The sequence below is a fragment of the Streptomyces sp. NPDC044061 genome, from assembly GCF_056434305.1.
This window is the reverse complement of sequence record NZ_JBWKFL010000041.1, coordinates 45,312-70,956: the sequence shown is the minus strand read 5'-3', so window position 1 is coordinate 70,956 and position 25,645 is coordinate 45,312. Positions and strand designations below refer to the sequence as shown.

The window sequence follows — 25,645 nt, the reverse complement described above, 5'->3', positions numbered from 1 at the left end:
CGAGCGCAGGGGGGCAACAAACCCCCCCCGGGGTGGAGCCCCCCCCGCAACAGCTCCTTCCCCCGGGGCCCCGGCCCCTCCGCCCCCACCACTGCGGTGCGTGCGGGGCATGTTCCGTACGGTGGGGGCGCCGGTGCCCGCGACGCCGGCAGAATCCGCACGACGCCCCTATGCGACATGCTCCGATCCCGCGGCAAGGAGCTGCAGCGGTGCAACGCGGTTCGCCTCCTGCGACCGCCTGATCAGCTTGTCCAGGCCCCGCTTCAGATCGCTGCGGGCTGTGATGCCGAGCTTGTGGTAAATGCGGTGCAGGTGGTTCTCGACCGTGCGCACGGAGACCACCAGGCGGTCCGCGATGTCGCGATTGGACATCCCCGTCGCCGCGAGTGCCGCGACTTCCCGCTCCCGAGGCGTAAGCGAGGAGGAATCGGGTTCCTGGCGCCCGTCCGCCTCCAGCCACGGCGGGAGCGTCGTGCCCGAGTCGTGCAGCAACTCCCGGCAGGCTGCCGCGGCCTCGCGGCCTTTTCGATGCTGGTCCGAGGCCCGGAATGCCCGCGCCGCCTGGGCCGCGGCCTCGGCCGCGAACGGCAGCGCGCCCATCTCACCCAGGCGCGCGGACACCGCCATCAGCGCGGCGCCGTCGGCGTCGGCGAGAGCCTCGGTGTAGTCGGCGAATACCCGGATCAGGCCTCCGGTGGTGCGGGCCGCGCGGAGCAGGGCCCGGTGCGGGAAGCGGACCGCGGCGCCGTCCGTGACTCGGGCCGCCAGCAGCAGCGCGGTGGCCGCCCTGACCGTACAACCGGCCGCGCCCGCGCGCTCGGCCAGGTCCAAAGCCTGGGTGGCGGCACTGGAGTGGTCCCCGGTGTGGGCGAGGACCAGCGCACTCTCGTACGCGATCTCGTCCTCGGTGATCCGGGACGCCAGGACCTCGCCGCGCAGCGACCGGACCTCGACCAGAGTGCGCAGCGCCTCTGCATGGTCGCCCGACTCGGCGAGCGCACCGGCCAGTTGGGCCAGCGGCCACGCACCGGTCACCGGGTACTGGTGGGCCGCCTCGGCAGCGATGGCTCCCCGCAGCAGTGCGACGGCCGGCTCGGGCTGCCCCAGCATCCGCAGCAATCGGCAGCGGTCGAGCAGCGCCTGCAGGAGTACGGGCCGGCCGTGACCGGGGTCGTAGCGGTGGACCGCGTCGAGTGCCTCGGTGGCGCTCTTAAGGCGGCCGAGGAGGGAGGAGCAGCGGGCGGAGACGGACTTGGCGAGCAGCAGGGCGTCGGTGTCCCAGTCATCGGAGACGTCCTGGTAGCGGTTCAGGAGCTCCAACGCGCCTGCAGGGTCCCCGAGTTCGGTGCGGGCGAAGGCCACTGTGGGCACCACTGCCTGGGCGAGGCGAAGGTCCGTGGTCTCTTCGCCGAGCACCGCGTCGCCGAGTGCGACCGCGTCGTGGAGCCGGTCCGACATCACGGCGATCACGACGCGGGTGCCGTGCAGCATGCCGGCGCGTTCCGCGCCGACCGCCGCGATCGTGCGGTCCAGCAGCTCGCTCGCTTCCTGGACGCGCCGGAGGGTCCAGGCCAGGTTGGTCACGCGGGTGTGCACCGCGGTGACGAACTCGGTCAGCGGAACCGCCACACCGGATTCCAACGCGGCTGCCAGGACCGTTTCGGCCTCCGCGGGGCGGTTCTTGCCGACGAGCACGTGGCCGAGCAGCAGGGCCGCCCGGACGCGGTCTGCGGCGTGCTCGGGGCTCTTGACCACACGCAACACCATCCGCCGCAGATCCGCGCCGTACTCGGGGGAGTCCGGGACGGGATCGTGCAGCGACGGCGTGTCGGGATCGGTGGGGGCATCATGCAGGGCAAGCAGGCACATGCGCTCCGCGAGTGGGAACTCCCGGCGCCGGATGGCGATGCGGGCAGCGCTGAGCAGTTGCTCCCGCCTGGGGACGAGGCCCGCGTCCATGCGCAGCGAGACGATGCGGAGGATGTCGTCCTCCCGGCGCGCCCCAGTGTTTTCGAGGGCGTCGGCGACCTCGCGGCGCAGTCGCGCCGCGGTGAGGTCGGACATGCGCGAGGCCACCACGACGCGGCTGAGCGGGACGGCCAGTCGGAGCCGGACGCGCGACCGGCTGCGCTCGACGCTGACGATGCGGCGCAGATCGAGCGACTCGGCCGCCTTGGACAGCCCCGCCGCTGCGACGATCTCGGCCTCGAGCGGTTCGGCGACGGCGAGCATGTGTACCAGTTCCTGCTCGTCGTGGCTGAGGTCGCGCAGACCCACGCGAATGACGTCCGAGAGTCGCTTGCCGGGACGCTCGGTCAGGCCGGGCCAGCGCCAGGTTCCGTCGACGCAGCGCAGTGAACCGTCCTCCAGTACGTGCTCGACGAGTTCGCGCAGCATCAGCGGATTGCCGTGCGTGGCGGCCCACAGTCGCTCTAGCGTGGCCGTGTCGGTGTGGCCGCCTAGCCGGGCCCGCAGCACGGCGCCCATCGCGGTTCTGTCGAAGGGCGCCACCTCGATGTGATCGACCAGGCGTTCCACCCAGAGCTTGTCGAGGCCGGCCGGGCTGGGCGTGTCCAGGCGGGCGGCGGCGAGGACGCTGAGGCGCCCGGCCGCGACCAGTCGGTGCAGGCGGACGCTGGACGAGGCATCGAGCAGGTGGGCGTCGTCGATACCGACGAGGGGCCGGTCGTCGGCGGTGCCGTCCAGGGTGGAGGGCTGCACTGCCTCCAGGCACTCGGCCAGCGTGCCGAACCCCCTTGTGCGGGTGCCGCTGTTCCAGCCGGCTCCGCCGACGCACAAGACTGTTCGGCCCTCGTCGGCCGCCTGCCGCAGAGCGGTGGAGAGAAGCACGCTCTTGCCGACCCCCGGGGCTCCGACGAGGAGCGCTCCGCCGCGCCGTGTGAGGGCGTTCATGAGGGCGTGGAGCTCAGTATCTCGCGCAGTTATCGGCCAGTCGAAGGAATCGCTCGTTGCCATCTGTTCACACCCCCGCCGTTGAGTTTTATCGACAATTCTGCGACGTGTACTGAATCCAACAGACAACTTTCAGTTTGGATATTTGAACGATTGACCAGTCGGTAGGGGAGATGAGCCTTTGTCAACTTTCGGGTCTCCTTTGAGTCGATCCATGGCGTACCCTGCAAGGCTGGTTCAGGTCAGTTGTCCGTTCGATGCCGGTCAGTATAGACAGCAAGATAGGAAGTCGGGCTGGACTTCCTGTAGCGCGAAGTTGAAATGTTGAAAAGCCTGTTCGGTGGGTACTCTCACAGGAATACCGGGGAGTAACGGGAAACTTGAACCGACAATTCTGTCGTCGCAACCCGTACGATTCCCTGGGGTATCGAGGTGGCTTTTCTGCTGTTGTTCGGGGTCGCTCGAGCGGCCTCCTCGGATCACCGGGGAGGCCGCTTTTTACTCACTGTTCAGATGGATCGGGTTACACCGAGATCTGGAATTGGCTTCTTGTCAGGATTTGCATTCGGTCAGACTCCAGCCGTCGGCCCGGCTGCGCTCCGTCCAGAACGATGCATACCGGTTGTCCGCTGCAATGAGTTCGGCGTGTGTGCCTCGCTCGGCGATCCGCCCCTCGTCGAGGAACAGGATCTGGTCGGCGGCGGCCACGGTCTGCAGCCGGTGGGCGATCACCAGGAGCGTGCGGCCCGCAGTCAGGCTGCTCAGGGCGTCCTGCACCGCCTGCTCGTTCTCCGGGTCGAGCGACGCCGTCGCCTCGTCGAGCAGCACGATCGGGGCATCCTTGAGGATCGCCCGGGCGATTGACACGCGCTGCCGCTCGCCACCGGACAGGAGCGCACCGCCCTCACCGACCCGGGCGTCCCAGCCATCGGGCAGCCGGTGCACGATCTCCTCGACCCGGGCCAGCCGCGCGGCCTGGCGGACCTCGGCGTCAGTGGCCGTGGGCCGTCCGACCCGGATGTTGTCCAGGAGGGTGCCCTCGAAGAGGTAGACGTCCTGGAACACCACCGAGATGCGGGACATGAGGACCTCGGGGTCGATGTCACGGACGTCCACCCCGCCGACGCGCACCGTCCCGGAGTCGACGTCCCAGAACCGCGGGATGAGTTTGCTCACCGTGGTCTTGCCGGAACCAGACGGGCCGACCAGAGCAGTCATCGTGCCCTCGGCCAGGGTCAGGGTCATGCCGGAGAGCACCGGCTTGCCGTCGTACCCGAAGCCGACGTTCTTGAACTCGACGAAGTCGCCGTCCGGAACCCGAGGGTTGTGCGGTGCCGGCAGAGTGGGCTGCGCCAGCAGCTCGGCCACCTGCGCCAGGGCGGAGCGGGCCGTGCCGAGGGTCGAGCCGAGCACCGCGGTCTCCGCGATCGGCTCGGTAAACCGCACCGCCAGGACCAGCAGCGCCAGCAACTTGGCCACGTCCAAGCTGCCGTCCAGCGCCAGATACGTACCGGTCACGAGGACGATGGTGAACGCGGCCTGGATCACCAGCGCGAAACCGATCAGACCGGGCACCCCGGTGACCAGCACCCGACGGGACGCCTCGGTCTGAGTGCGCAGCGCATCGTCGAGCCGTGCCCCGGAGCGGACGTCACCCCGGCCGAACACCCGGAGCGCTGGTTGCAGCTGGGCGAACTCCACGACCCGGCCGCCGGTCACCGCCCGGGCGGCGGTGCGGGCCTCGTCGGCCCGACGGCTCAGCGCGACGCTCCACCGGTAGACCAGGACGATCACCGGAGTGGTGAGCGTGGCCGCGAGGGCGATTCGCCAGTCGAACACGTACATCAGGGCAACCACGGTCGCGGGTGTGACGAAGCTGGTCACCAGCGGGCGCAGCAGATGCGCCGGCACACCCATGATGTCCATCACGCTCTTCGTGGCGAGCTGGCCGAGCTGGCCCACACGCTCCGGCCCGAACCAGCCCAGCGGCAACGTGGCCACCCGGTCGCCGATACGGTGGCGCAGGCTCTTCGCGAGGGTCGCACCCGCCTCGAACCCGGTGAGCAGACTCCAGTAGTACGCCGCGCAGTACAGGACCGACACCCCGAGCAGCGCCCACAGCCACGGCCAGACCTCGTCCGGGTCGGAGCCGAACAGCGCCTCGAGTACCGGGACCAGAAGAGCGAAGGCGACGCCCTGCAACACGGCGCCCGCTACCAGGGCGGTGATCATCCGGCGCACCGGACGTGCGTGCTCGGGGCCCACCGCATCGATGAGTTGGCGGATCATCAGCCGATTCCTCCCGCCTTGGCGACGTCCGCGGCCTGTGTGATGGGCGCGGGGCCGTGAGGCTGCCACCGGGTCGTGCGTTCATGGGCGTGCCACATCCGGGCATACCTGCCGCCCGCCGCGACGAGTTCCGGGTGCCGGCCCCGCTCGACGACCCGGCCCTCCTCCAGCACCACGATCTGGTCGGCGCCGACCACGCTGGAGAGCCGGTGGGCGATCATCAGCACGATCTTGCCCCGGGTCAGCTGCGACAGCGCGTCCTGCACGGCCGCCTCGGAGTGCGGGTCGGCATGGGCGGCGGCCTCGTCGAGGACGATCACCGGAGTGTCGGCGAGCAGCGCCCGCGCGATGGACACACGCTGTGCCTGACCGCCGGACAGCCGCGCGTCCTCCCCGATCACCGAGTCGTAACCGCGGGGCAAAGCTTGGATCACGTCGTCGACGCAGGCCGCACGGGCCGCGGCGCGCACCTCGTCCAGAGAAGCGTCCGACCGCGCCATACGGATGTTGGCGGCCACCGTGTCCTGGGTCAGGCGCACGTCCTGGAAGACGAACGCGACCCGGCTGTAGAGGTCGTCGATGGCGATGTTCCTGATGTCGACACCACCGATGCTGATGGAGCCGCCGGTGACGTCGTGGAACCGTGGCAGCAGCGCGGCCAGCGTGGTCTTGCCGGAGCCGGACGGGCCGACCAGCGCGGTCACTGTGCCGGGCGCGAGCTCCAGGTCGACGCTGGCCACGGCCTCCAGCTCGCCGTCATAGGAGAAGCGGGCACCCCGGTAGACGACACTGTTGTCCGCCGGGGACTGCGGCGCGGCGGGTACGGGGAGTTCCTCGGCGTCGAGGATCCCGGCGACACGTTCCGCCGCGCCCTGGGCGATGCGCAGCTCGTAGCTGGCGTAGAACAACGACAGGATCGGCGCGGTCAGTCCGATCCCGAGCAGCGCGAACGGCAGCAGGTCCACGGCGTCGAGCCAGCCCCGCGTCACGAACAGCGCGCCGCCGGCCAGCGTGGTCACCAGGACCGCGATCGGGGACAGGACGATCTCGGCCGCCGCCTTGGAGTACTGGGTGGAGCGCACCCAGTTCAGGAAGAAGGCCGAGAAGTCGTCGGCCGCGTCGGCGAACTCGCGGTGCGCCCGCCGGGCCTGGCCGAAAGTCTTGACGACCGCGATGCCCTGCACGAACTCGACGGTGCTGCTGTTGATGCGGCCCATGGCCTTGTCGTACTGGGGCAGGTTCTTGGATATTCCGGCCATCGTGGCGCTGTACAGCGTTAGTCCGATGACCAGGGGCGCGATCACCACCAGGGTCATCCGCCAGTCCACCCAGAACAGATAGGCCAGGGACGTGACCGGAACGACGGTCGCCGTGGTGATGTCGAGCATTGAGTGGGCGACCAGATGGTGCATCGCGTCGACGTCGTCCTGCACGGCCTGCTTCACCTGGCCGGAGTTGCGGGACGAGAACCAGCCCAGCGGCACCCGGCCGAGGCGGTCGACGAGCGAGCGGCGGATGTGGAACTGCAGGGCGTTGTCGGCGAGGTGGGAGATCCCGCCCGCCACGAGCCCGACGATCAGGCGGATCAGCAGCGCACCTGCGCCGATCGCGGTGACGGCCCAGGCGCGACCGGTGCGGTCAGGGTTGTCGTCGAGCAGCACCCGGCCGAGCTCGGCGACGGCGAGGAACGGCACTACGCCGACGGCCGCCGAAACGGCCTGGGCGGTGATCGCCCAGCGCAGCCTTCCCTTGACCGGGCCGAGAATCGCGCCGAGGTGGGTCTTTCCCGCGGGCATGCGGGCCTCCAAGCCCTTCGGTTTGGACGACTGTTAGACGGTGTCTAACAGTGGGCGACTGTACCCGCTTCCCGATGTTTCGCGTCAACCGAAAACGGGTGGGCCGCGGATGAAGAGAAAACGAACACAGGGCGCCGAAGTGCCGTGAGTTGCACGGCACTTCGGCGCCGCCGGGCACTCAGCCCGCGACGGGGACGGGCTGCGTTGCGTCCGGTGCCTCGTCGCTCTCCTTGATGCCGTACTTGCTGTAGATCCTGGCCAGTGGGCCGGGGGCCCACCAGGCAGCCCTGCCCATCAGCTTCAGCACCGCGGGGACGAGCAGGATGCGAACGACGGCGACGTCCGTGAGGATCGCGAACACCATGCCGACGCCGAACAGCTTCATCATGAGCACACCGCTGGTCGCCATCGCCGCGAGCGGCACGCACATCAGCAGCGCGGCGCTCGCGATCAGGCGGCCGATCTTCTGCAGCCCGGAGGCCACGGCCGCGGTGCTGTCGCCCAGCAGGTCGTACTGCTCCCGGATACGGGACACGAGGAATACCTCATAGTCCATGGAGAGTCCGAAGATCAAGGCGAACAGCATGATCGGCATGTTGGGTTCGATGTTGCCCGTTGAATCGAAGCCGATCAGCCCCTCGAGGTGGCCCTCCTGGAAGATCCACACCAGGACACCGAACGTCGCGGACAGCGACAGCAGGTTCATCAGAATCGCCTTCAGCGGCAGCAGGACCGAGCCGAACGCGAGGAACAGCAGGATGTACGTCGCCACCGCCATGTAGAGCAGCATCCAGGGCAGCGTCCGGGCGAGCGCGTCCAGGGTGTCGTCGAACACCGCCGTCTGGCCGCCGAAGTAGGCCTTGGCACCCGCCGGCGGTGCCACGTCCTTCAGCCGATTCACCAGGTCACGCGCCGGGGTGGAAACCTCAGGGCCATCGAAGGTGACGGACACGCGCGCGATCAGGCCCTTGGCGCCCGTGATCTTCGCGCCGGTCGCACCCTCGGTGTGGCCCAGTCGCTCGGCGTAGGCCTGGAGCGCGGCGCCCTGTTCCCGGGAGGTGGCATCCGACTTCAGCACCAGCAGCGAATCGATGGACTTCACCGCGTCGCTGTCGAAGTCGCGGTCCAAGGCGTTTTGGACCTCACGGCCCTCGGCGCTGTTGGGCAGCTGCCGAGCGTCGCTGATACCGAACTCGACGTGCCGGAACGGTGTGGCGAGAGCCAGCAGCACGGCCAGCGTGCCCACCGCCACGAGCGCCGGGCGCCACATCAGGCCCTGCGCGAGGCGGTACCAGGCGCCCTGGCCCTCCTGGCGTGCTGACTTCTTCCGGCGGCGCAGCGAGAGGGCGTTGACCTTCGGGCCGAGCACGCCCAGAGCCGCGGGCAGGGCGATCAGCGAGAAGAAGACCGACAGCACCACCGCGGCCACGCCGCCGTACGCCATGGACTTCAGAAAGCCGAAGGGGAAGAAGGTCATACCCGCCAGTGCGACCGCGACCGTGATGCCGGAGACCACGACCGTGCGGCCGGCAGTGGCGACCGTGCGGGCCAGCGCCTCCTCGCCGCTGTGTCCGCGCTCCAACTCCTCGCGGTAGCGACTCACGATCAACAGGCCGTAGTCGATGGCGACCGCGAGGCCCAGGATCGAGACGAGGCTCATGGCGAAGACCGACACGTCCGTGAACTGCGCGATGACCCGCAGCACCGCCATCGAGCCCACGATGGACAGGCCGCCGACGAGCAACGGGAGGCTGGCCGCGGCCAGGCCCCCGAAGACGATCATCAGGAGAATGAAGAGCACCGGGAAGGACAGGCCCTCCGCCGCTCCGAGGTCCTTACCGATCTCGTCACCGGCCTGGTGTCCCGTGGGCACCGGACCGCCGCGCAGGGTCTGAAGTCCCGGTGCGGAGAGCTTGTCGGTGATGGCTTTGTACGACTTCTCCTTGGCGTTGTCGTCACCGCCGCGGAGGTTGATCGCCACATAGGTGGCGTGCCGGTCATGGCTGACCTGCGCCGGCAATTTGGTCATCCAGAAGGTCGAGTACCCGGTGACCGACGACTTCGGCAGGGCCTGCACCGTATCGGTGACCGCCTTCTGGAAGGCGGGGTCGTCGACCGTGCGGTCCTTGTCGCGGTAGACGACCAGCGCGTCGGGTGCTCGTTGCGGGAACGCCCGCTCGGCCAGCTGGGCGGCCTTGCGGCTGTCGGACCCGGGGTCCTCGAACCCGCCGGGCTTCATGTCGCCGAAGACGCCGACGCCGTAGGCACCCGACAGGACGGCGAACAACAACGTCAGGACCAGCAGGGGTTTGCGCCTGCGGAACAGGAATCGCCCCAGCGCCTCGAACATGGTTCTCCCTAGGGGTAGTTGCGAGCGCCGCATGCCTGCCAGAGTTCGGCGCCGCGGCAACCGTAACAGTGTTTTTATTGCGCGCCCCAGGGCTCTTGCGCACTGTCTAACCGGATGGACGCCGAGTAACCCCTTGTGACCTGCCGATTCGACCAGAAGAACTTCTTTCAAGGGGGTTGCGCCCGAGGGGTGAGGTAGATCTGACGTGAGCCTGACGTGATGTTAGAGGCCATTCATAACGGTGTTGTCGTACTGTGGGGGAATGGCCAGGCTCAAGACACATGACGAAGCACTCCGGCTGAGGCTCATCAACCGCGCGGCTGCCACGGTCTTCGACCGCGGCACGGCGGCGCTGAGCCTGCGGCAGCTCGCAGTGGACGTGAAAACCTCGACCACGGCGGTCTACTCGCTGTTCGGTAACAAGGCCGGTCTGCTGGCCAGCCTCTACCAGGAGGCCGCGCGACTCTTCGTGATGCGGCTGGCCGCCGTCCACTCGACGGACGACCCGGCGCGGGACGTGATCCGCCTCGGCATCGCTTATCGCGAATACGCACTCGCGAACCCTTACCTCTACGCGATCCTCTTCTCGGAGAGCCCGGCCCAGTTCGAGTCCGCCCCGGAGGGGCGGCGCGAGGTGGTGGAGACGTACCAGCCGCTCGTCGACGCCGTGCGCCGGGGTCAGCGGGCCGGGCAGTTCACCCTAGAGCTCGAACCCGACGTCGTGGCGCTGTGTTGCTGGGCCACCGCCCACGGCCTGGTGTCTCTGGAGCTGTCCGGCAACGAGCCGCCGGCGCTGTCCATCGCCGACTCCTACGAGCGGATGTTGAGCGCCGTGGTAGCGGGGTGGCGCGTTGACTGAGGGACGACCGAGGGGTGATGAGCTGTTCGGGTAGTGTCTATAAGTGGCGTTGGGTGTTCATGAGCGTCGTAAGATTCTCGGTGTGAACCTGACGGAATGGGCGAGTGTGCAGGGTGTTGCACCGGGTTTCGCGTGTCGCTGGTTCCGTGAGGGCACGTTGCCGGTCCCTGCAAAACGGGTGGGGCCGCGCACGATCCTGGTGAACTTCGAGGCGAACGCCGCGCGGCAGCATGCCGGGGGAATCGGCCTGTATGCGCGTGTGTCCTCGCAGGAGCAGAAATCCGGTCTTGAGCGGCGGACGGCTCGGCCGGGGTGGGCTGCGCGGGGTGGTCACCGTGTCGTGCGGGTTGAGTGGGAGATCGGCTCGGGGATGAACGGGGGCCGGTCGAAGGCGCAGCGGCTGGTTGCTGACCCGGCCGTGGCCACGGTCGTGGTCGAGCACATAGACCGCCTCGGCCGGATGAACGTGGAGTTGGTCGAAGCCGCTCTGTCTGCGACCGGGCGCCGTCTCGTCGTCCTGGATGAGGGCGGGGTCGAGGACGATCTGGTGCGGGACATGGGGGAGATACTGACCTCGTTCTGCGCCCGCCTGTACGGTCGGCGCTCGGCGCAGGGCCGTGCCCGCAGGGCGTTGGAGGTCACCGGGCATGGGTGAGGCGGACAAGAGGCCGCTGCGGCAGATCGCCCGGCCGTTCGTGGTGGAGGGGCCGAGTGGTGTCAGCATCCGGGACCGTCTGAAGAACCTGACGGCTCAGGACGAGATGGTTCTGCGTGCTGTGGGTGAGCATATGGGGCGTCTGGCCTCGCGGGATCTGGCTCGCAGGTGCCGGGACGGCCTTAAGCACTCCACCGATAGGTGGGCCGCGCGTAAGCGGGAGTTGACGGCCGAGTCGTCCTCGCGGTGGGCGGGTTCGGTCACCTCGAACACGCATGACCAGTGGGGCCTTTCCCGTCGCGCGCAGTGGCGGGACCTGATGGGCAAGAAGGCCGGCATCGCCATGATCGGGCACCGTCTGTCGCTGCCGATCGGGGAGAAGGGCTCCAAGGGGCGGCCCGGCGGTTACAGCTCCCGCAAGGAGTGGTTCCACAAGTCCCGGCGTTTGGCGATCCTTGAGGCCGCGTACGAGTGCGTGTCGTCTGAGCGTGAAGCGGGCCGCGTGTCGGTGGTGCGTGGCGGCCGTCGGCTGCTCAAGCAGCGCCACAACCTGGATGCCGCCAAGAAGACCAAGGAGGGGTGGAGGCGGGAGTGGGAGGCTAGGCGTTGGTTCCTGACCGCTGACGGGGAGTCCGGCAAACGCTTCGGCAACGAAACGATCCGCGTCGCCCCCGACGGCGAGGTCAGCATCAAGTTGCCCGCGCCGCTGGCGCATCTGGCCAACGCCCAACATGGCCGCTACGTCCTCGCCACGCGCGTCGGCTTCCCGCACCGGGCAGACGAATGGCGCGACCGCATCGAAACCAACCGGGCCGTCGCATACCGCATCCACCTCAACGTGTCCTCCACCCGCTGGTACCTGGATGCCTCTTGGACCCGGAAGAACCTCCCGATCGTCCCGCTCAACTCCCTGCGGACCGGTGGCGTGGTGGGTGTGGACACCAACGCCGGTCACCTGGCCGCGTGGCGGTTGGACGAGTACGGCAACCCGATCGGCACACCCCGCCGCTTCGACTACGACCTCTCCGGTAACGCCGGCCACCGCGACGCCCAGCTCCGCCACGCCCTCACCCGCCTCCTGCACTGGGCCAAGGCCACGGGCGTTAAGGCCATCGCGATCGAAGACCTTGACTTCACCGACTCCAAGACCCGGGAGAAGCACGGCCGCCGCAAACGGTTCCGCAAGCTCATCTCCGGTATCCCCACCGGCAAACTCCGCGCACGTCTGCTGGCGATGTGCGCCGAAGCAGGGCTCGGCGTGATCGCCGTCGATCCGGCCTACACCTCCCGATGGGGCGCGCAGCACTGGCAGCAGCCCCTCTCCACACCCCGACGCCCCGCCACCCGCCACCAAGCGGCAGCCGTGGCGATCGGCCGGCGCGCCCTCGGCCACCGGATCAGGCGACGGACGGCACCGCCCCGCCGGCACCAGAGCGATGCCAGCGGGCAACGGACCGCCCAGGCCCGACCCAGTGACCAGGGGCGTGAGGGAAACCGCCCCCGCGTACCCGGACCACGGACACGATCCGTAAGTGCTGAACGCGGCAGGAACGCGGTGGACCAGCCCATCCAAGACCGTTCGGGATGGGTGCAGTGCCAGATTGACCTTCAAGGTCACTCCTGATCACTGTTCAGGAACGGTTTGCAGACGTCAGACAGACCCGGAGCCCTTGCGCTCCGGGCCTGCCGGCCGGTCGGTCCGGGATGCGAGGCAGGTCGACGTGCTCAGTCCGACACGTCGACGCCCTCCGCACCCAGGACCGTGACTCCCTCGCGGCTGCCCGTCCAGCGTCCCGACTCCGCCTCGGTGTGCAGGCGTTCGACGCGTTGAGCGCCGGGCGACAGGACGAGGCGGCGGACGGAGAAGGTGCCCGCGGTGGCCCTAGGGGAGTGGCGGTCGGCAGCGCGGACGAGTGTCTCGACGGCGGCCGGGTCGACCGTCGGGTCGGGTGGGAAGGGCACGGTCCACAAATCGGCTGGGAGGACCGCGGGCACCCCGTCGTCGCACTCCGGGAAGACCACGCCCGCCCAGTCGAGCAGGCCGCCCTGTCGCCGCGGTCCACCCGCGTCAGCACTGCTGCAACCGCTGCCCGGAAGCTCTGAGATCGGCCGCTCGCCGTAGACCAGCGTCACCGATGCGACGTCCGCGCCCGCGGCGTCGTGGACTGCGACGTCCACGCACCATTGGCCGTCGCGGTGCACGCCCCGCGTCGCGCGGCTTAGGGTGAGCGAGCCGTCGGCGAACCGCAGCGCCGCGAGCCGGAAGCGCAGGTCGCGCAGTTCACGCAGGTGCAGCAGGGGCCAGCCCTCTGGAACCACCCAGTCGCCCGAGGCCACCATGCATTCGAGGATGACGCTGACCGGTACGGCGAGGTCCGAACCGACGTGGAACTCGGCCAGACATGGGTGGTGACGTGCCGTCAGGGTCAGCGTGCTGCGCAACGCACGGAAGATCTCGTACTCCTCGACCTCGCCGAGATAGTGGTCCAGAGCGTGCAGCCGCGGCAGGTCCGGATGCCCCGTGAGCATGCCGAAGCCGCGCAGCTGGCCGGGGGAGAGAACGGCGCCGATGCGGCCGAGGAAGACCGTCTCGCCGGTGTGGCCTGAGGCCAGTTCGGCACTCCAGCGGCGGGCACCCTCGGCAGGGTCGAGCGTGGAGACGTACCGCACGGCGGCTGAGTAGTTGGCGATGACGCCGAGCCGCTCCCAGGTCGGCCAGCACAGCGTCTGCACGGGCAGGCCGAGGTTGTCCCGGGCCCAGAAGCCCAGCCGGGCCAGCGCCTCGTTGCCCGCCGCGTAGTCGATCTGCCCGACCATGCCGCCCATCCGGCCTGCGAGCGAGCCGACATTGCTGAACACCTTTAGCCGGGACCTGCGTTCGGGGCGGGCCAGGATCCCGGCGACCAGGTTGGCGAAACCGGTGACCTTGACGTCGACGGTGTGCAGGACGTCGTCGGCGGACTTGCGGTCGAGGCGGGCCGGGTCGTCGATGCCGGCGTTGTGCACGACGTGGGTCGGCCCGTCGCCCAGCGCGGCGAAGGCCCGCTCGACCTGGTCGGGGTCCGTGCAGTCGCAGCGCAGATAGTCGATGCGCAGCCCGTCGGCTGCCGCACCGGCGAGGTTGCGGTGGACGGTGCGGTTCTCCTCCGCCCGGCGAACCTCGCCTCGTACACCGGCGAGTTCGGCGGCTGTCCGAGCGGTGGCGAGCCGCTCGCGGCGCCAACGGGTGAACTCCTCGTCGTCCAGCATGGTGCTTCCGTCCGGCGCCGGGCGTTCACCTCGTCCGGTGACCAAGACGCGGCAGCCGAAGGTCTCGGCGAAGGCGCGGGCCGCCGCGAAGCCGACACCGCGCGCACCGCCCGTGACCAGAACGGTGTCGTCGGGGCCGGGCGCCGCGGGGCCGTCCGGCGGCACGGCCGGGGCGGGCCGTCCCGCGAGCACACGGCGTTGGCCGCTGCGATAGCAGACCTCGAAATGCTCGGGGCGCACGTACTCGCGGACGACAGCCTCGGCGATCACCTCGGGTTCGGCACGGTCCACGTCCACGACGACGATCGCGGTGGCGGGCAACTCCCGCGGCAGGCACTTGGCCAGTCCGGCCCAGATGCCGCCCAATGGCTGTGGCACCGGCCCATCGCCGTGTCCGCCCAGCCCGCCGAGATGGGTGACGGCGAGATAGACGTGGTGGCCGAAGCGGCGCTCGGCGGCCCAGCGGCCGTACGCGGCGCGCACGGCATCCGTGGTGCGGGCGAGCGCAGGCCGCCACGTCTTGTCCCCCAACTCGTATGTCTGGCCTACGACGTTGAGGTCGATGATGCCGTCCCAGCCGTCGGCGGGCAGCTTGCTGCCGGGGGTGTACTGCACCACTTGCGCCCCGCGCCGCTCCAGGGCCGCGCCAACAGCGCCGACCAACTCAGCCGACTCGCCCATGAGCAGCAAGGCTCGTCCGGCGAGCGGCTCGTCTGTGTCGGGGCCGGGACGCGGGACCTCGATGGGCTCCCAGACGAAACGGCCCACAGGGCGGACGAAGGCGTCGGGGTCGAAGGAGGACAGGTGAGGGCGCAGCGCCGGCCAGTCCCGCTCCGCCGGTGCCGGTTGGGCGGCGGAGGTCATCGTCGGCGCTCCTCGGCCGTCACCCGGATACCGTCCTTGGGGAAGAGGGTGATGTACGCGCCATTGCGGGGCGCCTCGCCGATCAGGGTGAGCCGAAAACGACCATGCACCGCGGCCACCGTCTGGCGCAGCAGCCCCAGCCCCAGCTTCTTGCCGATGCACTGGCGCCGCCCACCGCCGAAGGGAAGATAGGCGGACCTGTCCCGGTCTGGGCAGGCGCCCGTCCGGAACCGCTCCGGGTCGAACCGATCTGGGTCCTTCCACTGCTCGGGGTTGCGATGCGCTGCGTACACGGAGATGAGGACCGGGGTGCCCGCCGGGATGCGACGGCCCGCCAGGATGTCGTCCTCGATCGACTGCCGAGGGAACTGCCACACCGGCGGGTGCATGCGCAACGCTTCGTCGACAGCCATCTCGGTGTATGTCAGACGGTCGAGGTCCGCCACGATAGGCGGGCTCCCGCCCAACACCTCGTCCGCCTCCTCCTCCAGTCGGTCGCGGACCTCCGGATGGCGGGCGGTTTCGTACAGCGTCCACGCCAAGGCCAGCGCAGTGGTCTCCACGCCCGCGAGCATGAGCGTCACCAGGTCCGACCAGAAGGCGTCCTCGGGTAGGTCGGACGCCCGGATGAGGGACGCGACCTCGCCGCCGGCGCCCTCGTCTGCATCCTGCGCGGCTTGGGCGATCACTCGCTGCAAGGTGAGCCGGGCTCGGTTGACGCGCCGCCGGTAGGGGGTCGGAATGAAAGAGGGGACCATCTTCTCCAGGGAGCCGACCTCCTTGAAGATCGCCTCGAGGGCGACCGACAGGGCGCTGGCGAACTCGCCGCCCTCCTGGGAGAGGTCGCGGCCCACCAGAGCGTGCCCGATGACCCGGCAGGTCAGCCGCATCGACTCGGCGTACAGGTCGAACGGACGCCCCACGCGGGCGTGTTCGGCCCAGCGGTCCGTCAGGTCCGCCACGGCTGCGTCGGTCTCGGCGGCCCGCGCGGCGATCGCGTTCGGGGTGAATGCGGGATTGACGACCTTGCGGTGGCTGCGCCAGTCGGCGTCGTCCAACGTCAGCAGGCCGTGACCCATGAACAGCTTGAACGCCTCGTAGTAGGCGCCGCGGCGGTAGTTGTCCGCGTTGCCCTGAAGGATCCGTCGGATGCCCTCCGGGTCGGTGACCTGTACGGTCGGGTTGTGCGGGAGCATCGGCAGTTTCAGGACGGTGCCGTGGGCCCGCTGCGCGCGCAACGCGAAGCCCGGTGGGTCGGCGGCGTAAAGGACCGTGGAGCCGACCACGGGCCAGGCGAGCGGGAGGCCGGTCGGCCCGTCGGGCTCCCTCGGCGGGGCGTCGCCCGCCACGGCTCCGGTCACCGGGCAGCGGACGGCGCCCTCGGGGACGGTCTCGCGGCCCTGAGCGGTGATCTCCCGGGTCATGGTGTCGCCTCCTGGTCGTGCGCGCTGCGGCGCGGGCGTTCGAGGTACGCGCCGTGGGTTTGGTGGACATGGCCAAGCACCACGCCGGTCATGTCCTTGATCTGGAGCACCACGTCACCGTCGGCGGTGACCGCAACCGCTCGGTTGGACTCCTCGCTCTCCAGGTCCAGGCGCGAAGGCAGGGAGTACAACTCGACGCGGGTTCCGGCGGCGGCGAGGGAGGCATCGGTGTGGCCGCCGTACAGGTCGATGCGGCGGATCGTGCGCGGCACGGCAAGCGGAGTCCAGCCGCCGCCGTGCCCCGACAGCTCAGCGCGATCCAGGACGCACACCCGGGCCAGACCGTCCAGCAGCACGGACGGCACCACGAGCCCAGAGAACCAGCGCTCGATCCCGGGCCGGTCGGGCGCGTACCGGGCACGCCGACCACTTGGATGGGTGCGGGTGTCGGCCGTGGAGACAAAGACTCCGCTGAGCAGCACGGCCGGATTCGGCAGGTGATAGGGGTCGGCCAGCGGCTCGGCGCCCTGGTCATCCCAGTGCTCCCAGCGCGGCGGCGCCACAGGTTCGTCACGCAGCCGTACACGCGTCGTGAAGTGCCGGCGATCCTTCACCAATAGGCGCCCGTCCGGCGCCAGGACATCGCCGGTCACCTCGACCGCGACGACCGACTCGTGCGGTCCGTCGTCGATCAGCCGCGCACGAACCCGCTTGACCTCGTCGCGCCCCGCTCTGTAGACGCGCAGGAACGACTCCAGGCGGACGTCTTCGATGACCGTCGGCACGCGTCCGGGTACGAGGTGCATGGCGGCCTCGGCGGCGAGTTCGGGCACGAACGTGCCCGGCAGGGTGGGGTAGCCGTTGACGACGTGCTCATGGAGGTAGGCATCGCGGTCCTGCCTGAAGGCGCGGACGACGGTGAGCCGGCCGGGGGCGCGATCCACGATGTCGTCGACATAGAAGTCGGGCAGCCGCGGGGTTGGCGCGGCCGGTGCGATCGCCGCGGTCGGAACTGTCGTACGGCAGAAGTCCAGGTAGCCCGGGGCAGCCGCTTCGATGGAGGCGCGTTCCGCGGCGCCGAAGAACACCGTGACCGGGTCTTGCTCGGCCTGGTCGAGCTCGTGTAGGAAATGATCGACGCCCTCGGCCGTGGACATGGCGGTGAACTGGGCGCTCTTGGCGAGGAAAGTCCGCATCAGCGGTGTCGCGCCCAGGCCCACGTCCCGCCACAGGGTCCAGCCGAGGGTGAACTCCCGTGCTCCGCAGGCGGAGTTGTGCAGGGCGGCGGAGTTGAAGTAGTCGTTCGCCGCGCCGTAATCGGTCTCGCCCATCTGGCCCGTGAACCCGACGAAAGAACCGAAGTTGCACCAGCGCCGCGGCTGCCGGTCGCCGAACGCCGCCTTCAGGTGGGTGTACGAGCGGACTTTCAGGTCGCGGACCGTACGGAAGTCCTTCAGGCGCTTCTGTTCGACCGACGCAGCCCGGTTCGTACCGGCGATGTTGAGGAGCAGGTCGACGGTGCCGTCCGCCTCCGTGATCCGGCGGACCACGGCGTGCACGGCCTCCTGGTCGCGCAGGTCGCACACGTGGTAGGAAACCCGGTTCGCGCCGCACAGCTCCCGCAGCGCGGCCAGAGTGGCGCGGACCTCGCGGGCGGCGCCGAGTCGGTCGTACGCCATGTTCGCCTCGCGGACGGTGAGCCGCTGCGGGCCGGTTGTACGGGCCCGGATGAAGTCCTTGCGTTCCAGATGCGCGGCGGCCACCTCGCCATCCGGGCAGGTCGAGCCGATGATGTGCAGGCGGGGCCGGTCGCGGCGGGCCAGGGCGAGCAGCAGCTCGGCCCCGATGCCGCGGGCGCCGCCAGCTGAGACGACCGTGTAGTCCCCGGTGCCCACCGGGGCCTCGACGCGCTCGCCCGGATCGACGACGGCCTGCCACAGCAGCCGGGTGCCGCCTGCGTAGTACACGACGGGCAGCAATTGCTCGGTCACGGTCTCACGGGCCGCGTCCGGCTCGGCCGTGATCAGGGCCCGAGACTCGTGCACGACAGCCACGACCGACGTGTCCGGCCATTCCAGGGCCAGACTCTTCGCGAACCCGGTGAACAGCCCCGCGCACGGGTGCGGAACGCGCGCGGCGCCGACGCCGCCGAGCACCACCACGGCGAACGACTCCGGTCGGGAGGACAGCGCGACGCAGGCCTTCGCAGTGCGGAACAGGGCATCGTGCAGGTCGAGCAGTGCGGCGGAGGGTGCCAAGCGCTCGGCGTGCAGATCGACGAGGACGCGGATGTGCCGGGGGCGAGCGCGCTCGATCGTGGCTTCGAGGGTGTCGTCGAGGGGGAGTGGCTCCACCCCAGTGACGTGGTTCGGGGTGTTCGTCAGGAGGGCGGTGCCGGGCGGGAAGAGGTCCGCTGCCGGGCAATCGCGGCGGGCCGGGGCCGGGGCCGGGGTCAGGCGCAGGACGTGACGGTCGAGGAGGTGCGGCTCAGCGTTCGCCGCGTCGCCCGGCGGCTCGGCCCTCACCGTGCTCATGGTGGCGCGGCGGAACGCCAGCCGGTGCACCGGCCCGTCCTTCCGCGGCGCGCGTTCCAGCACCGCCGTGTCCGCTGCCGCGTCCGCCCGGGTGAGGAAGGCGATCAGTTCGCGAGCGCCCTCGGCACCCAAGAGTGTGCTGACCTGATGGTCGTTCATGCGGCCGCGCTCCTTTCCATGACGGCCAGGACGGGAAGGCCGGCCGCCTCGGCGAGGGAGCGCCGGGTCACGACGAAAAGAAACGCTCCCTCGGCAGCGGGACGACCGTCCGTGTCGTTCCAGCCGGCCAGCGCCGTGCCGTTTACGCCGGCCACCAGCGCCACATCGATCTCGTTGAAGCCGAGGTAGAGCCCGGCCACGTCGAAAGCCTCCAGGAGCGAGGCCTCGCCCGCGTCGACGGTGAGGCTGAGGCCGCGCAGATCGAAGTAGTTGGACAGGCGGGCCGCGATGACGTTCGGCATCTCGCCCGGGAAGGAATCCTCGGTGGGCGCGGCGATCAGACCCGTGGCCTGCTCCTCAAGACGCTGCAGGAATTTGGCCGCCACGGCGGGATCCCCGGCGCCCGCCACAGCGTGGGCGATCTCGTCGAGGTAGGCGCGCGTCTTGTACAGCAGCGCGTTGCGGGTCGCGCCCGTGTGACCGACCACCACGCCGGCGGTCTTGTGCCGGCTCAGGCAGAACTCCCGCACGACATCGTCAAGTTGCTGTACACAGCGCACCAGCATCAACTGGGTGCGGTCCGTCGCGCGGGCCGTCGGGGGCGGCATCCGCAGCTCCTGGAACGGCGGCACGGGATAGACGGTTCCGAACGACGGCTCGGGAGCGGGCCCCCGGGCCGCGGCCCAGGCGGCGACCGCTTCGGCATCCGGATCGCCAGGCAGCCGGGACGACCAGCCGACCACCACCAGGTCCTCGTCGCTAGGGGCGGGCAGGGCGAGCGGACCGCCGGAACGGGAGGCCGTCCGGTGATCTTCGGAGATGATCAGATGGGCGTTGGTGCCGCCGAAGCCAAAGCCCGAGACGGCCACCCGGCGCGGGCGGTCGGCATGAGCCGGCCACGGCACCGGCTCCTGCGGCACCCGCAGTTCCCCGGACAGACCGGTCAGCGTGTCCGGCAGCCGTTCGAAGCGGTACTGCGCGGGGATCGTGTCGTTCCGCAGTGCAAGGAGCGCATGGATCACGGAGACGACGCCGGCCGCCCAACCACTGTGTCCCACCAGGGACTTGTTGGAGGTGATGTACGTCGGCCGAGTCCCGGCGTAGCGCGCGTGCAGACCGGTGAACTCCGCCTCGTCGCCGGCCGGCGTGCCGGTCGCGTGCGCGACGATCCAGTCCACGTCGTCCGGGGCGAGCCCGCCGCGGCCCAGGGCCCGCTCGACGGCGAGCTCCTGACCGGCGGGCGCCGGGGCATAGATGGCTTTGCCGCGGCCGTCGGCCGACAGACCGATCGCTGACAGCAGCCCCAGCACCCGGTCTCCGTCGGCGCGGGCACGCGAGAGCCGTTTCAGGACAACCAGACCGGCGCCGTCGGAGAACAGCGCGCCGTCCGCCCCGGCGTCCAGCGCGCGCACCGCGCCGCCCGCCGAGAGGCCGTTGAGCTTGGCGAACAGCACCGAACCGCTTGGCGCCAGGGCGAACGAACCACCGCAGACGGCGATGTCGCTCTGGCCGGACAGCAGGTCGCGCACTCCGAGATCCATCGCGTAGAGCGAGGAGGAGCACGCGGTGTCCACCATGTGCAGCCGGGTGCCGGGCGGCAGGATGCCGGCCATCGCGTCCTCGCCGATCCGGTGCGGGAGGTACCGGGCGGACGGGTCGCTGCCGCGGTGGAACCGGCGCCGCAACGCGTCGCCGATCGGCCCCTCGACGGCGTCCTCGCCGTCCTCGGACAGCGTGCCGAGCGCGGTGCGCAGTACGAAGGCCTCCTCCAGGTGCTGGCTGCCGTCGGGCGTGTAGCCGACGCAGAAGGAGAAGCGGTCGCCGGGATCGTGGCGCACGTCCTCCAGCGCCTGGTGCAGGCTGTGCCGCAGCCACAACGTGGTGTGGTCGAGCCGGGCCGCGGCCGGGCCCTCCTTCCGTAGCCGCTCGTGCGGCCGGAAGCCGGTGATAAAGCCGGAGCGCCGCTGATAGGTCTTGTCCGGTGCACTGCGGTCCGGGTCGTGGAAGCGCGCGATGTCCCAGCGGTCTGCGGGTGCCTCTACGAACAGTTCGTCGCCCTCCAGCAGCAGGCGCCAAAACTCCTGTGGCGAGGACGCGCCGGGGACGGCGAGGCCCATGCCGACGATGGCGATGGGATCGTCAGTCGGGCCGGATGGGGGCTCCGGCTCAGGAGCGCCGGTGCCAGCGGGCGTGGTGACCTCGGCTGGCGTGGTGGCCTCAGCCGACGCGGTGACGACGGCCGGTGCTTCAAGTGTCGTCGGGGGCTGCGGCGTCGGGGACATCGCCGAGCGCAGCAGGGTCAGGCCGCCGTCCGCCAGCACCGTTTGCCCGGTGACCCAGCCGGATCGCTCGGAGGCGAGGAAGAGAACGACTTCGGCGAGGTCCTCGGGGCGGCCGAGGCGGTCGAGCGGCGTGGCGGCGACCGTGTTGGCGCTGACATCGTCGAAGGCCGGGAACAGCTGGCCGACGGGGTTGTCGATCAGCCCGCAGGACGCCGCGTTCACCCGGATCCGGTCCGCGGCGAGTTCGGCCGCGAGATAGCGGGTCAGCGACTCCAGAGCGGCCTTGGAGATGCCTACAGGCAGATAGTTGGCCGGAGTGGTGACCGAGCCGAGGGAGGAGACGTTGACCACCGAGCCGCCTTGCCCGGCGGACCGGGCGAGCAGCGGCCGGGCGTACCGGGCGCACCACAGCGGACCCTTGACGTTGGTGGCGTACGTCCGGTCGAGCAGTTCCTCGGTGATCTCCTCGAACGGTACGAAGGAGCCCGCCGCCGCGTTGTTCACCAGGATGTCCAGCCGGCCGTGTGTCTCGCCGATCTCGGCGAACATCCGCTCCACCTGCGCCGGTCGCGCCACCGAGGCCCTGACGACCCGGACGTCCAGGCCTCTCTTGGCCAGGCCGCGCGCCAGTTCCTTGGCGGCGTCGTAGGAATGGAAGCAATTGAGCAGCACGGTGGCGCCGCGCTCGGCGAGCCGTTCCACGATCACCCGGCCCACACTTCCGGCACCGCCGGTGACGAGGGCGACGCGCCCGGCGAACTCCGGCGCCCCGTGGCCCACGGACAGGCGGGCGCTCATCGGGCAGCCGCGCCGTCGGCCAAGGCGCCGCTCGTGACCCCGGCGGCCACGAAGTCGACGACCTTCCCGAAGGTGTCGTAGTCCGCCACGCGCAGCCCGGCCGGCGGCACCCCCAGGCCGAAGCGGTCGCCGAGTCGGCTCAGCAGCTCGGTCTGCTTCACGGAGTCGACGCCGAGGTCTGCCTCGAGGAGCACGTCGTCGGTGAAGACCTCCTGAGGGTATTCCATTGCCTCGGCGTACAAGGCCCGGACACGACCGGCCAGTTCGCCCCGGTCAACCACAGCGGGCGCGGCACTCTGCGAGGGCCGGTCGGTCTCGGAGGCCGATCTTTCGAAGACCGGGGCCACCGCCACAGGATTTAGCGCGACCGGTGCAGCCGGGGCCGGGCTCATCGCGGCGGCCGGGCTCAGCGGTTCCCGCAGCGCGTCGGCGGCCACCGCCAGCGCGGCCTCCTCGTCACGGCCCGCGAGCGGTGCCGCTGTGTGCACGCCAGGCAGCGCCGCGCCGACCAGGCTCGTCAGCACCTGCCCGGCGCCTACCTCCACAAAGGTGCGCGCACCGGCGGCATGCAGCGCGGCGACGGACGTACGGAACTCGACGGGTGTCACCAGGTGCAGGGCCAGCAGCTCGGCAAGATCGTCACCGTCGCGGTAGAAGCGGCCGAGAATCGGCGAGTACACCGGCACGGTCGTCGGGCGGCGCCTGAACTTACCTATGCTGACGGCAAGTTCACGGCGCGCCTCAGCCAGCAGCGGGTTGTGGAAGGGGTGCGGGGAGCGCAGCGGCGTCGCCGTGATGCCGAGCCGCTGCGCGATCGCTTCGGCCATGCCGATCGCGTCAGCGGGCCCGGAGATGACAGTCTGGTCGACGGCGTTGTCGACGGCCACCACCAAAGCGGGGTGGCCGATCACGTCGACGAGCCGCTCGGCCCGCACCCGTTCACAGCACAGCGCGAGCAGCGCACCCCCACTGCGGTCGTGGGCGCGGACGACGGAAATCCGCTCGCAGAGCACCGTGGCCGCGTCGGTGAGGTCGTAGGCGCCCGCGCACGTTAGCGCGGCAACCTCGCCCAGACTGTGTCCCAGGTGGACCGAAGGGCTCGCGCCGCGCTCGGCCAGCAGTCGGTGCGTGGCCACCGAGGTGGCGAATATTGCCAGCTGGAGGATGTCCGGGGCCTGTTGGAGGAGGGCCGCAGGGCTGGGCGGCGATGGCCGGAACAGCACGGACGACACATCCTGGCCGAACCGCTCCTTCGCGACCGCGTCCACCACCTCGAACGTGCTCCGCACAGCCTCCACGCCCCGCTCCCAGAGCCCCGCGAGGGCGCCGGGACGATAGGCGCCCTGCCCGGGGAAGAGGGCAACGGTCAGATCCAGGTCTCGATTCATGAGGGTTCCCGTCGTCTTCAGACGTCCGATACGGCGAGCGGCTCGGTCAGGCTGGTCGGATCGGTCAGGTCCACCTGACGCACGGCCCCGGTGCTGTCGCTCTCGACGGCGAGGGCGAGGACGTGTCGGGGGGTGGGCCGGAACAGCTCGAAGCTCCAGCCGGGGCCGCCGGGGTGAGGCTGCTGCGGGTCGTGCACGGTGATTCGTGCGGCGGTTCGGGGGGCGAAGGAGAAGCCGTCGAGGTTGCGGCGCATCCCGGTGCCGAGGCCCTTGAGGTACGCCTCTTTGAGCACCCACAGTTCCCTGGTGCGATCAGCGCGCTCGGCCGGGGGGAGGGCAGTCAGTTCGGCCCGTTCGCAGGGCGCGAAGAAGTGTGTGAGGTGGGTGGCCGACTCGTCGGACAGCCAATCCTCGACATCCACCCCGCAGGCCCGGCCGTCCGTCACGACACAGGCGATCAGCCCGTCCGTGTGCGAGATGCTGAACCGCAGGCCGTACCAGTCTGGTCTGGGCTCGGGCCGCCCGTCAGGAGTCGCGGGGAACTGCCAGTCGTCCTGTGGATGACCCGTCCGGGCGCTGAGCGCGTGCCGGCACAGCAGCCGCCCCGCCAGGAACTGCCTTCGCTGACGTTGTGTCAACATTCGTTCCAGACGGGCCCGTTCGTCGTCGGTGAGCAGCCTCTCGCCGCCCATCCGCTCGACGAAGGTGGCCAGCGCCGACTCGGGCAACATCCACAGGTCCGTCACCGCAGAGTCTCCGCAGAGTCCGGCGCAGTCGCACTGTCGAGGAGCTCGGCGAGCCGGAAGGCGAGGTCGAGCGACTGGTCCCGGTTCAGCCGTGGATCGCAGAGCGACTGGTAGCGCGTGGGCAGGTCGTCGTAGTCGAGGCCCGCGCCGCCGCCGATGCACTCGGTCACGTCGTTGCCGGTCAGCTCCAGGTGCACCCCGCCCGGGTGAGCGCCCAGCCCGCGGAGCACTTCGAAGAAGCCAGCCAGCTCGTCGAGGACATCGTCGAACCGCCGGGTCTTGTGGCCGCTCGGCGCGCTGATGGTGTTGCCGTGCATGGGGTCGGACACCCACGCCACCGGCAGCCCCTCTGCCATGACCCGTTCGACTAGGCTGGGCAGCGTCTCCCGCACCTTCCCGGCGCCCATCCGGGCAACCAGTGTCAGCCGGCCCGGCTCGCCCTCGGGCGACAACCGGTGGATCAGGCGAAGCACGTCGTCGACGCTGGCGCTCGGGCCGATCTTGACTGCGATCGGATTGCGGATCCGGGAGAAGAACTCCACGTGGGCCCCGTCGAGCTGGCGGGTGCGCTCGCCGATCCACAGCAGATGTCCGGAGGTGGCATACGGCCGACCGGTGGCAGCGTCGATTCGGGCCAGCGCCGACTCGTAGTCCAGCAACAGTCCCTCGTGGGACATGAACAGCTCGTCGGGCGTGTGCCAGCCGTCGCCGATGCCGGTGAAGCCGCCGGCCTGCTCGATCTCCTTGGTGAGCACCTCGTACGACTCCGGTGAGGCCGCGGTGAACTGCCGCAGGGCCTCCATGACATGCTCGGGCCCGGCGTGTTCGCTGGCGCCATACGCCCGTATGAGGTTCAAGGTGGCGGCGGACGTGTGGTAGACGCGGACCATCCGGTGCGGGTCGGGGGTGCGGTCGGCCGCCGTGAAGGCGTGCCCGTTCACCGCGTCGCCCCGGTATACCGGCAGTTCGACGTCGTCCAGGGTCTCGGTGTTCGCCGAACGCGGCTTGGCGTACTGCCCAGCCATGCGTGCGAGCGTCACCACGGGCAGCGACATCACGTATCCGAAAACGGTGGCCAACTGCTGCAGGACGCCGGCGGTACGGCTGATGGATGTGGCGTTGACGGCGTCCAGGGCCTCGGCGCAGTCGCCGCCCTGGACCAGGAACGCCTCGCCGCGTGCAACCGCGGCCAGTCGGCCCTTGAGCAGGTCGCACTCGCGAGGCATCACCAGCGGCAGGCTTGCAGCGAGGGTGGCGACCGCGGCGTCCAACGCGGCGGCGTCCGGCCACGACGGCTGCTGACCGGCCGGGAGCGCGCGCCAGCCCACGTGCATCGCAT

14 protein-coding genes are annotated in these 25,645 nt (G+C 70.2%); 3 read left to right on the top strand and 11 right to left on the bottom strand.

Annotated elements, in window-relative coordinates; translation table 11 throughout:
* Positions 1-168 precede the first annotated feature (168 nt).
* The 4 genes from AC07CM_RS40905 to AC07CM_RS40890 all read right to left on the bottom strand — a co-directional run bounded on the left by AC07CM_RS40905 (position 169) and on the right by AC07CM_RS40890 (position 9,348).
* Positions 169-2,913, bottom strand: a complete 2,745-nt coding sequence (locus AC07CM_RS40905; protein WP_478881606.1) for a helix-turn-helix transcriptional regulator — start codon at positions 2,911-2,913, stop codon at positions 169-171.
* Positions 2,914-3,465: 552 nt separating this feature from the next.
* Positions 3,466-5,202, bottom strand: coding sequence for an ABC transporter ATP-binding protein (locus AC07CM_RS40900; RefSeq protein WP_478881605.1), 1,737 nt, complete (start codon positions 5,200-5,202; stop codon positions 3,466-3,468).
* Positions 5,202-6,998, bottom strand: coding sequence for an ABC transporter ATP-binding protein (locus AC07CM_RS40895; protein WP_478881604.1), 1,797 nt, complete (start codon positions 6,996-6,998; stop codon positions 5,202-5,204). The genes AC07CM_RS40900 and AC07CM_RS40895 overlap by 1 nt, the downstream gene beginning before the upstream one ends.
* A 178-nt stretch (positions 6,999-7,176) precedes the next feature.
* Positions 7,177-9,348, bottom strand: coding sequence for an MMPL family transporter (locus AC07CM_RS40890; protein WP_478881603.1), 2,172 nt, complete (start codon positions 9,346-9,348; stop codon positions 7,177-7,179).
* A gap of 262 nt (positions 9,349-9,610) precedes the next feature.
* Here AC07CM_RS40890 and AC07CM_RS40885 point away from each other — a divergent pair, with 262 nt between their 5' ends.
* The 3 genes from AC07CM_RS40885 to AC07CM_RS40875 all read left to right on the top strand — a co-directional run bounded on the left by AC07CM_RS40885 (position 9,611) and on the right by AC07CM_RS40875 (position 12,486).
* Positions 9,611-10,207, top strand: coding sequence for a TetR/AcrR family transcriptional regulator (locus AC07CM_RS40885; protein WP_478881602.1), 597 nt, complete (start codon positions 9,611-9,613; stop codon positions 10,205-10,207).
* An 82-nt stretch (positions 10,208-10,289) separates the two neighbouring features.
* Positions 10,290-10,862 (top strand): IS607 family transposase, encoded by a 573-nt coding sequence (locus AC07CM_RS40880; protein ID WP_478881601.1) that lies wholly within the window; start codon positions 10,290-10,292, stop codon positions 10,860-10,862.
* Positions 10,855-12,486: an IS200/IS605 family accessory protein TnpB-related protein gene (locus tag AC07CM_RS40875; RefSeq protein ID WP_478881600.1), complete on the top strand. Its 1,632-nt coding sequence runs from the start codon at positions 10,855-10,857 to the stop codon at positions 12,484-12,486. Before AC07CM_RS40880 ends, AC07CM_RS40875 begins: the two co-directional genes overlap by 8 nt.
* Positions 12,487-12,587: 101 nt before the next feature.
* Here AC07CM_RS40875 and AC07CM_RS40870 read toward each other — a convergent pair whose 3' ends face one another.
* From AC07CM_RS40870 to AC07CM_RS40840, 7 genes are read right to left on the bottom strand one after another with little or no spacing between them, the layout of a single operon-like run.
* Positions 12,588-14,975 carry an SDR family NAD(P)-dependent oxidoreductase gene (locus AC07CM_RS40870; protein ID WP_478881599.1) on the bottom strand — a complete coding sequence of 796 codons (2,388 nt, stop codon included), beginning with the start codon at positions 14,973-14,975 and terminating at the stop codon, positions 12,588-12,590.
* Positions 14,972-16,399, bottom strand: coding sequence for a cytochrome P450 (locus AC07CM_RS40865; protein WP_478881598.1), 1,428 nt, complete (start codon positions 16,397-16,399; stop codon positions 14,972-14,974). Before AC07CM_RS40865 ends, AC07CM_RS40870 begins: the two co-directional genes overlap by 4 nt.
* The gene (locus tag AC07CM_RS40860; protein ID WP_478881597.1) at positions 16,396-19,092 is read right to left on the bottom strand and encodes an SDR family NAD(P)-dependent oxidoreductase; all 2,697 of its coding nucleotides are present in this window, start codon (positions 19,090-19,092) and stop codon (positions 16,396-16,398) included. The genes AC07CM_RS40865 and AC07CM_RS40860 overlap by 4 nt, the downstream gene beginning before the upstream one ends.
* Complete coding sequence (locus AC07CM_RS40855; RefSeq protein WP_478881596.1) at positions 19,089-22,172, bottom strand: SDR family oxidoreductase; 3,084 nt, start codon at positions 22,170-22,172, stop codon at positions 19,089-19,091. Before AC07CM_RS40855 ends, AC07CM_RS40860 begins: the two co-directional genes overlap by 4 nt.
* The gene (locus AC07CM_RS40850; protein WP_478881595.1) at positions 22,169-23,560 is read right to left on the bottom strand and encodes an acyltransferase domain-containing protein; all 1,392 of its coding nucleotides are present in this window, start codon (positions 23,558-23,560) and stop codon (positions 22,169-22,171) included. Before AC07CM_RS40850 ends, AC07CM_RS40855 begins: the two co-directional genes overlap by 4 nt.
* Positions 23,561-23,577: 17 nt before the next feature.
* Positions 23,578-24,306, bottom strand: coding sequence for a 4'-phosphopantetheinyl transferase family protein (locus tag AC07CM_RS40845; RefSeq protein WP_478881594.1), 729 nt, complete (start codon positions 24,304-24,306; stop codon positions 23,578-23,580).
* Positions 24,303-25,640, bottom strand: a complete 1,338-nt coding sequence (locus AC07CM_RS40840) for a 3-deoxy-7-phosphoheptulonate synthase (RefSeq protein WP_478881607.1) — start codon at positions 25,638-25,640, stop codon at positions 24,303-24,305. The genes AC07CM_RS40845 and AC07CM_RS40840 overlap by 4 nt, the downstream gene beginning before the upstream one ends.
* Positions 25,641-25,645 lie beyond the last annotated feature (5 nt).

What these genes read in the sequence shown, in the direction of transcription:
- AC07CM_RS40855 (WP_478881596.1), bottom strand. Translation starts at nt 22,172, where the DNA reads ATGAGCGCCCGCCTGTCCGTGGGCCACGGGGCGCCGGAGTTCGCCGGG.
- AC07CM_RS40875 (WP_478881600.1), top strand. Translation starts at nt 10,855, where the DNA reads ATGGGTGAGGCGGACAAGAGGCCGCTGCGGCAGATCGCCCGGCCGTTC.
- AC07CM_RS40860 (WP_478881597.1), bottom strand. Translation starts at nt 19,092, where the DNA reads ATGAACGACCATCAGGTCAGCACACTCTTGGGTGCCGAGGGCGCTCGC.
- AC07CM_RS40900 (WP_478881605.1), bottom strand. Translation starts at nt 5,202, where the DNA reads ATGATCCGCCAACTCATCGATGCGGTGGGCCCCGAGCACGCACGTCCG.
- AC07CM_RS40890 (WP_478881603.1), bottom strand. Translation starts at nt 9,348, where the DNA reads ATGTTCGAGGCGCTGGGGCGATTCCTGTTCCGCAGGCGCAAACCCCTG.
- AC07CM_RS40895 (WP_478881604.1), bottom strand. Translation starts at nt 6,998, where the DNA reads ATGCCCGCGGGAAAGACCCACCTCGGCGCGATTCTCGGCCCGGTCAAG.
- AC07CM_RS40870 (WP_478881599.1), bottom strand. Translation starts at nt 14,975, where the DNA reads ATGACCTCCGCCGCCCAACCGGCACCGGCGGAGCGGGACTGGCCGGCG.
- AC07CM_RS40865 (WP_478881598.1), bottom strand. Translation starts at nt 16,399, where the DNA reads ATGACCCGGGAGATCACCGCTCAGGGCCGCGAGACCGTCCCCGAGGGC.
- AC07CM_RS40840 (WP_478881607.1), bottom strand. Translation starts at nt 25,640, where the DNA reads ATGCACGTGGGCTGGCGCGCGCTCCCGGCCGGTCAGCAGCCGTCGTGG.
- AC07CM_RS40850 (WP_478881595.1), bottom strand. Translation starts at nt 23,560, where the DNA reads ATGAATCGAGACCTGGATCTGACCGTTGCCCTCTTCCCCGGGCAGGGC.
- AC07CM_RS40905 (WP_478881606.1), bottom strand. Translation starts at nt 2,913, where the DNA reads ATGAACGCCCTCACACGGCGCGGCGGAGCGCTCCTCGTCGGAGCCCCG.
- AC07CM_RS40885 (WP_478881602.1), top strand. Translation starts at nt 9,611, where the DNA reads ATGGCCAGGCTCAAGACACATGACGAAGCACTCCGGCTGAGGCTCATC.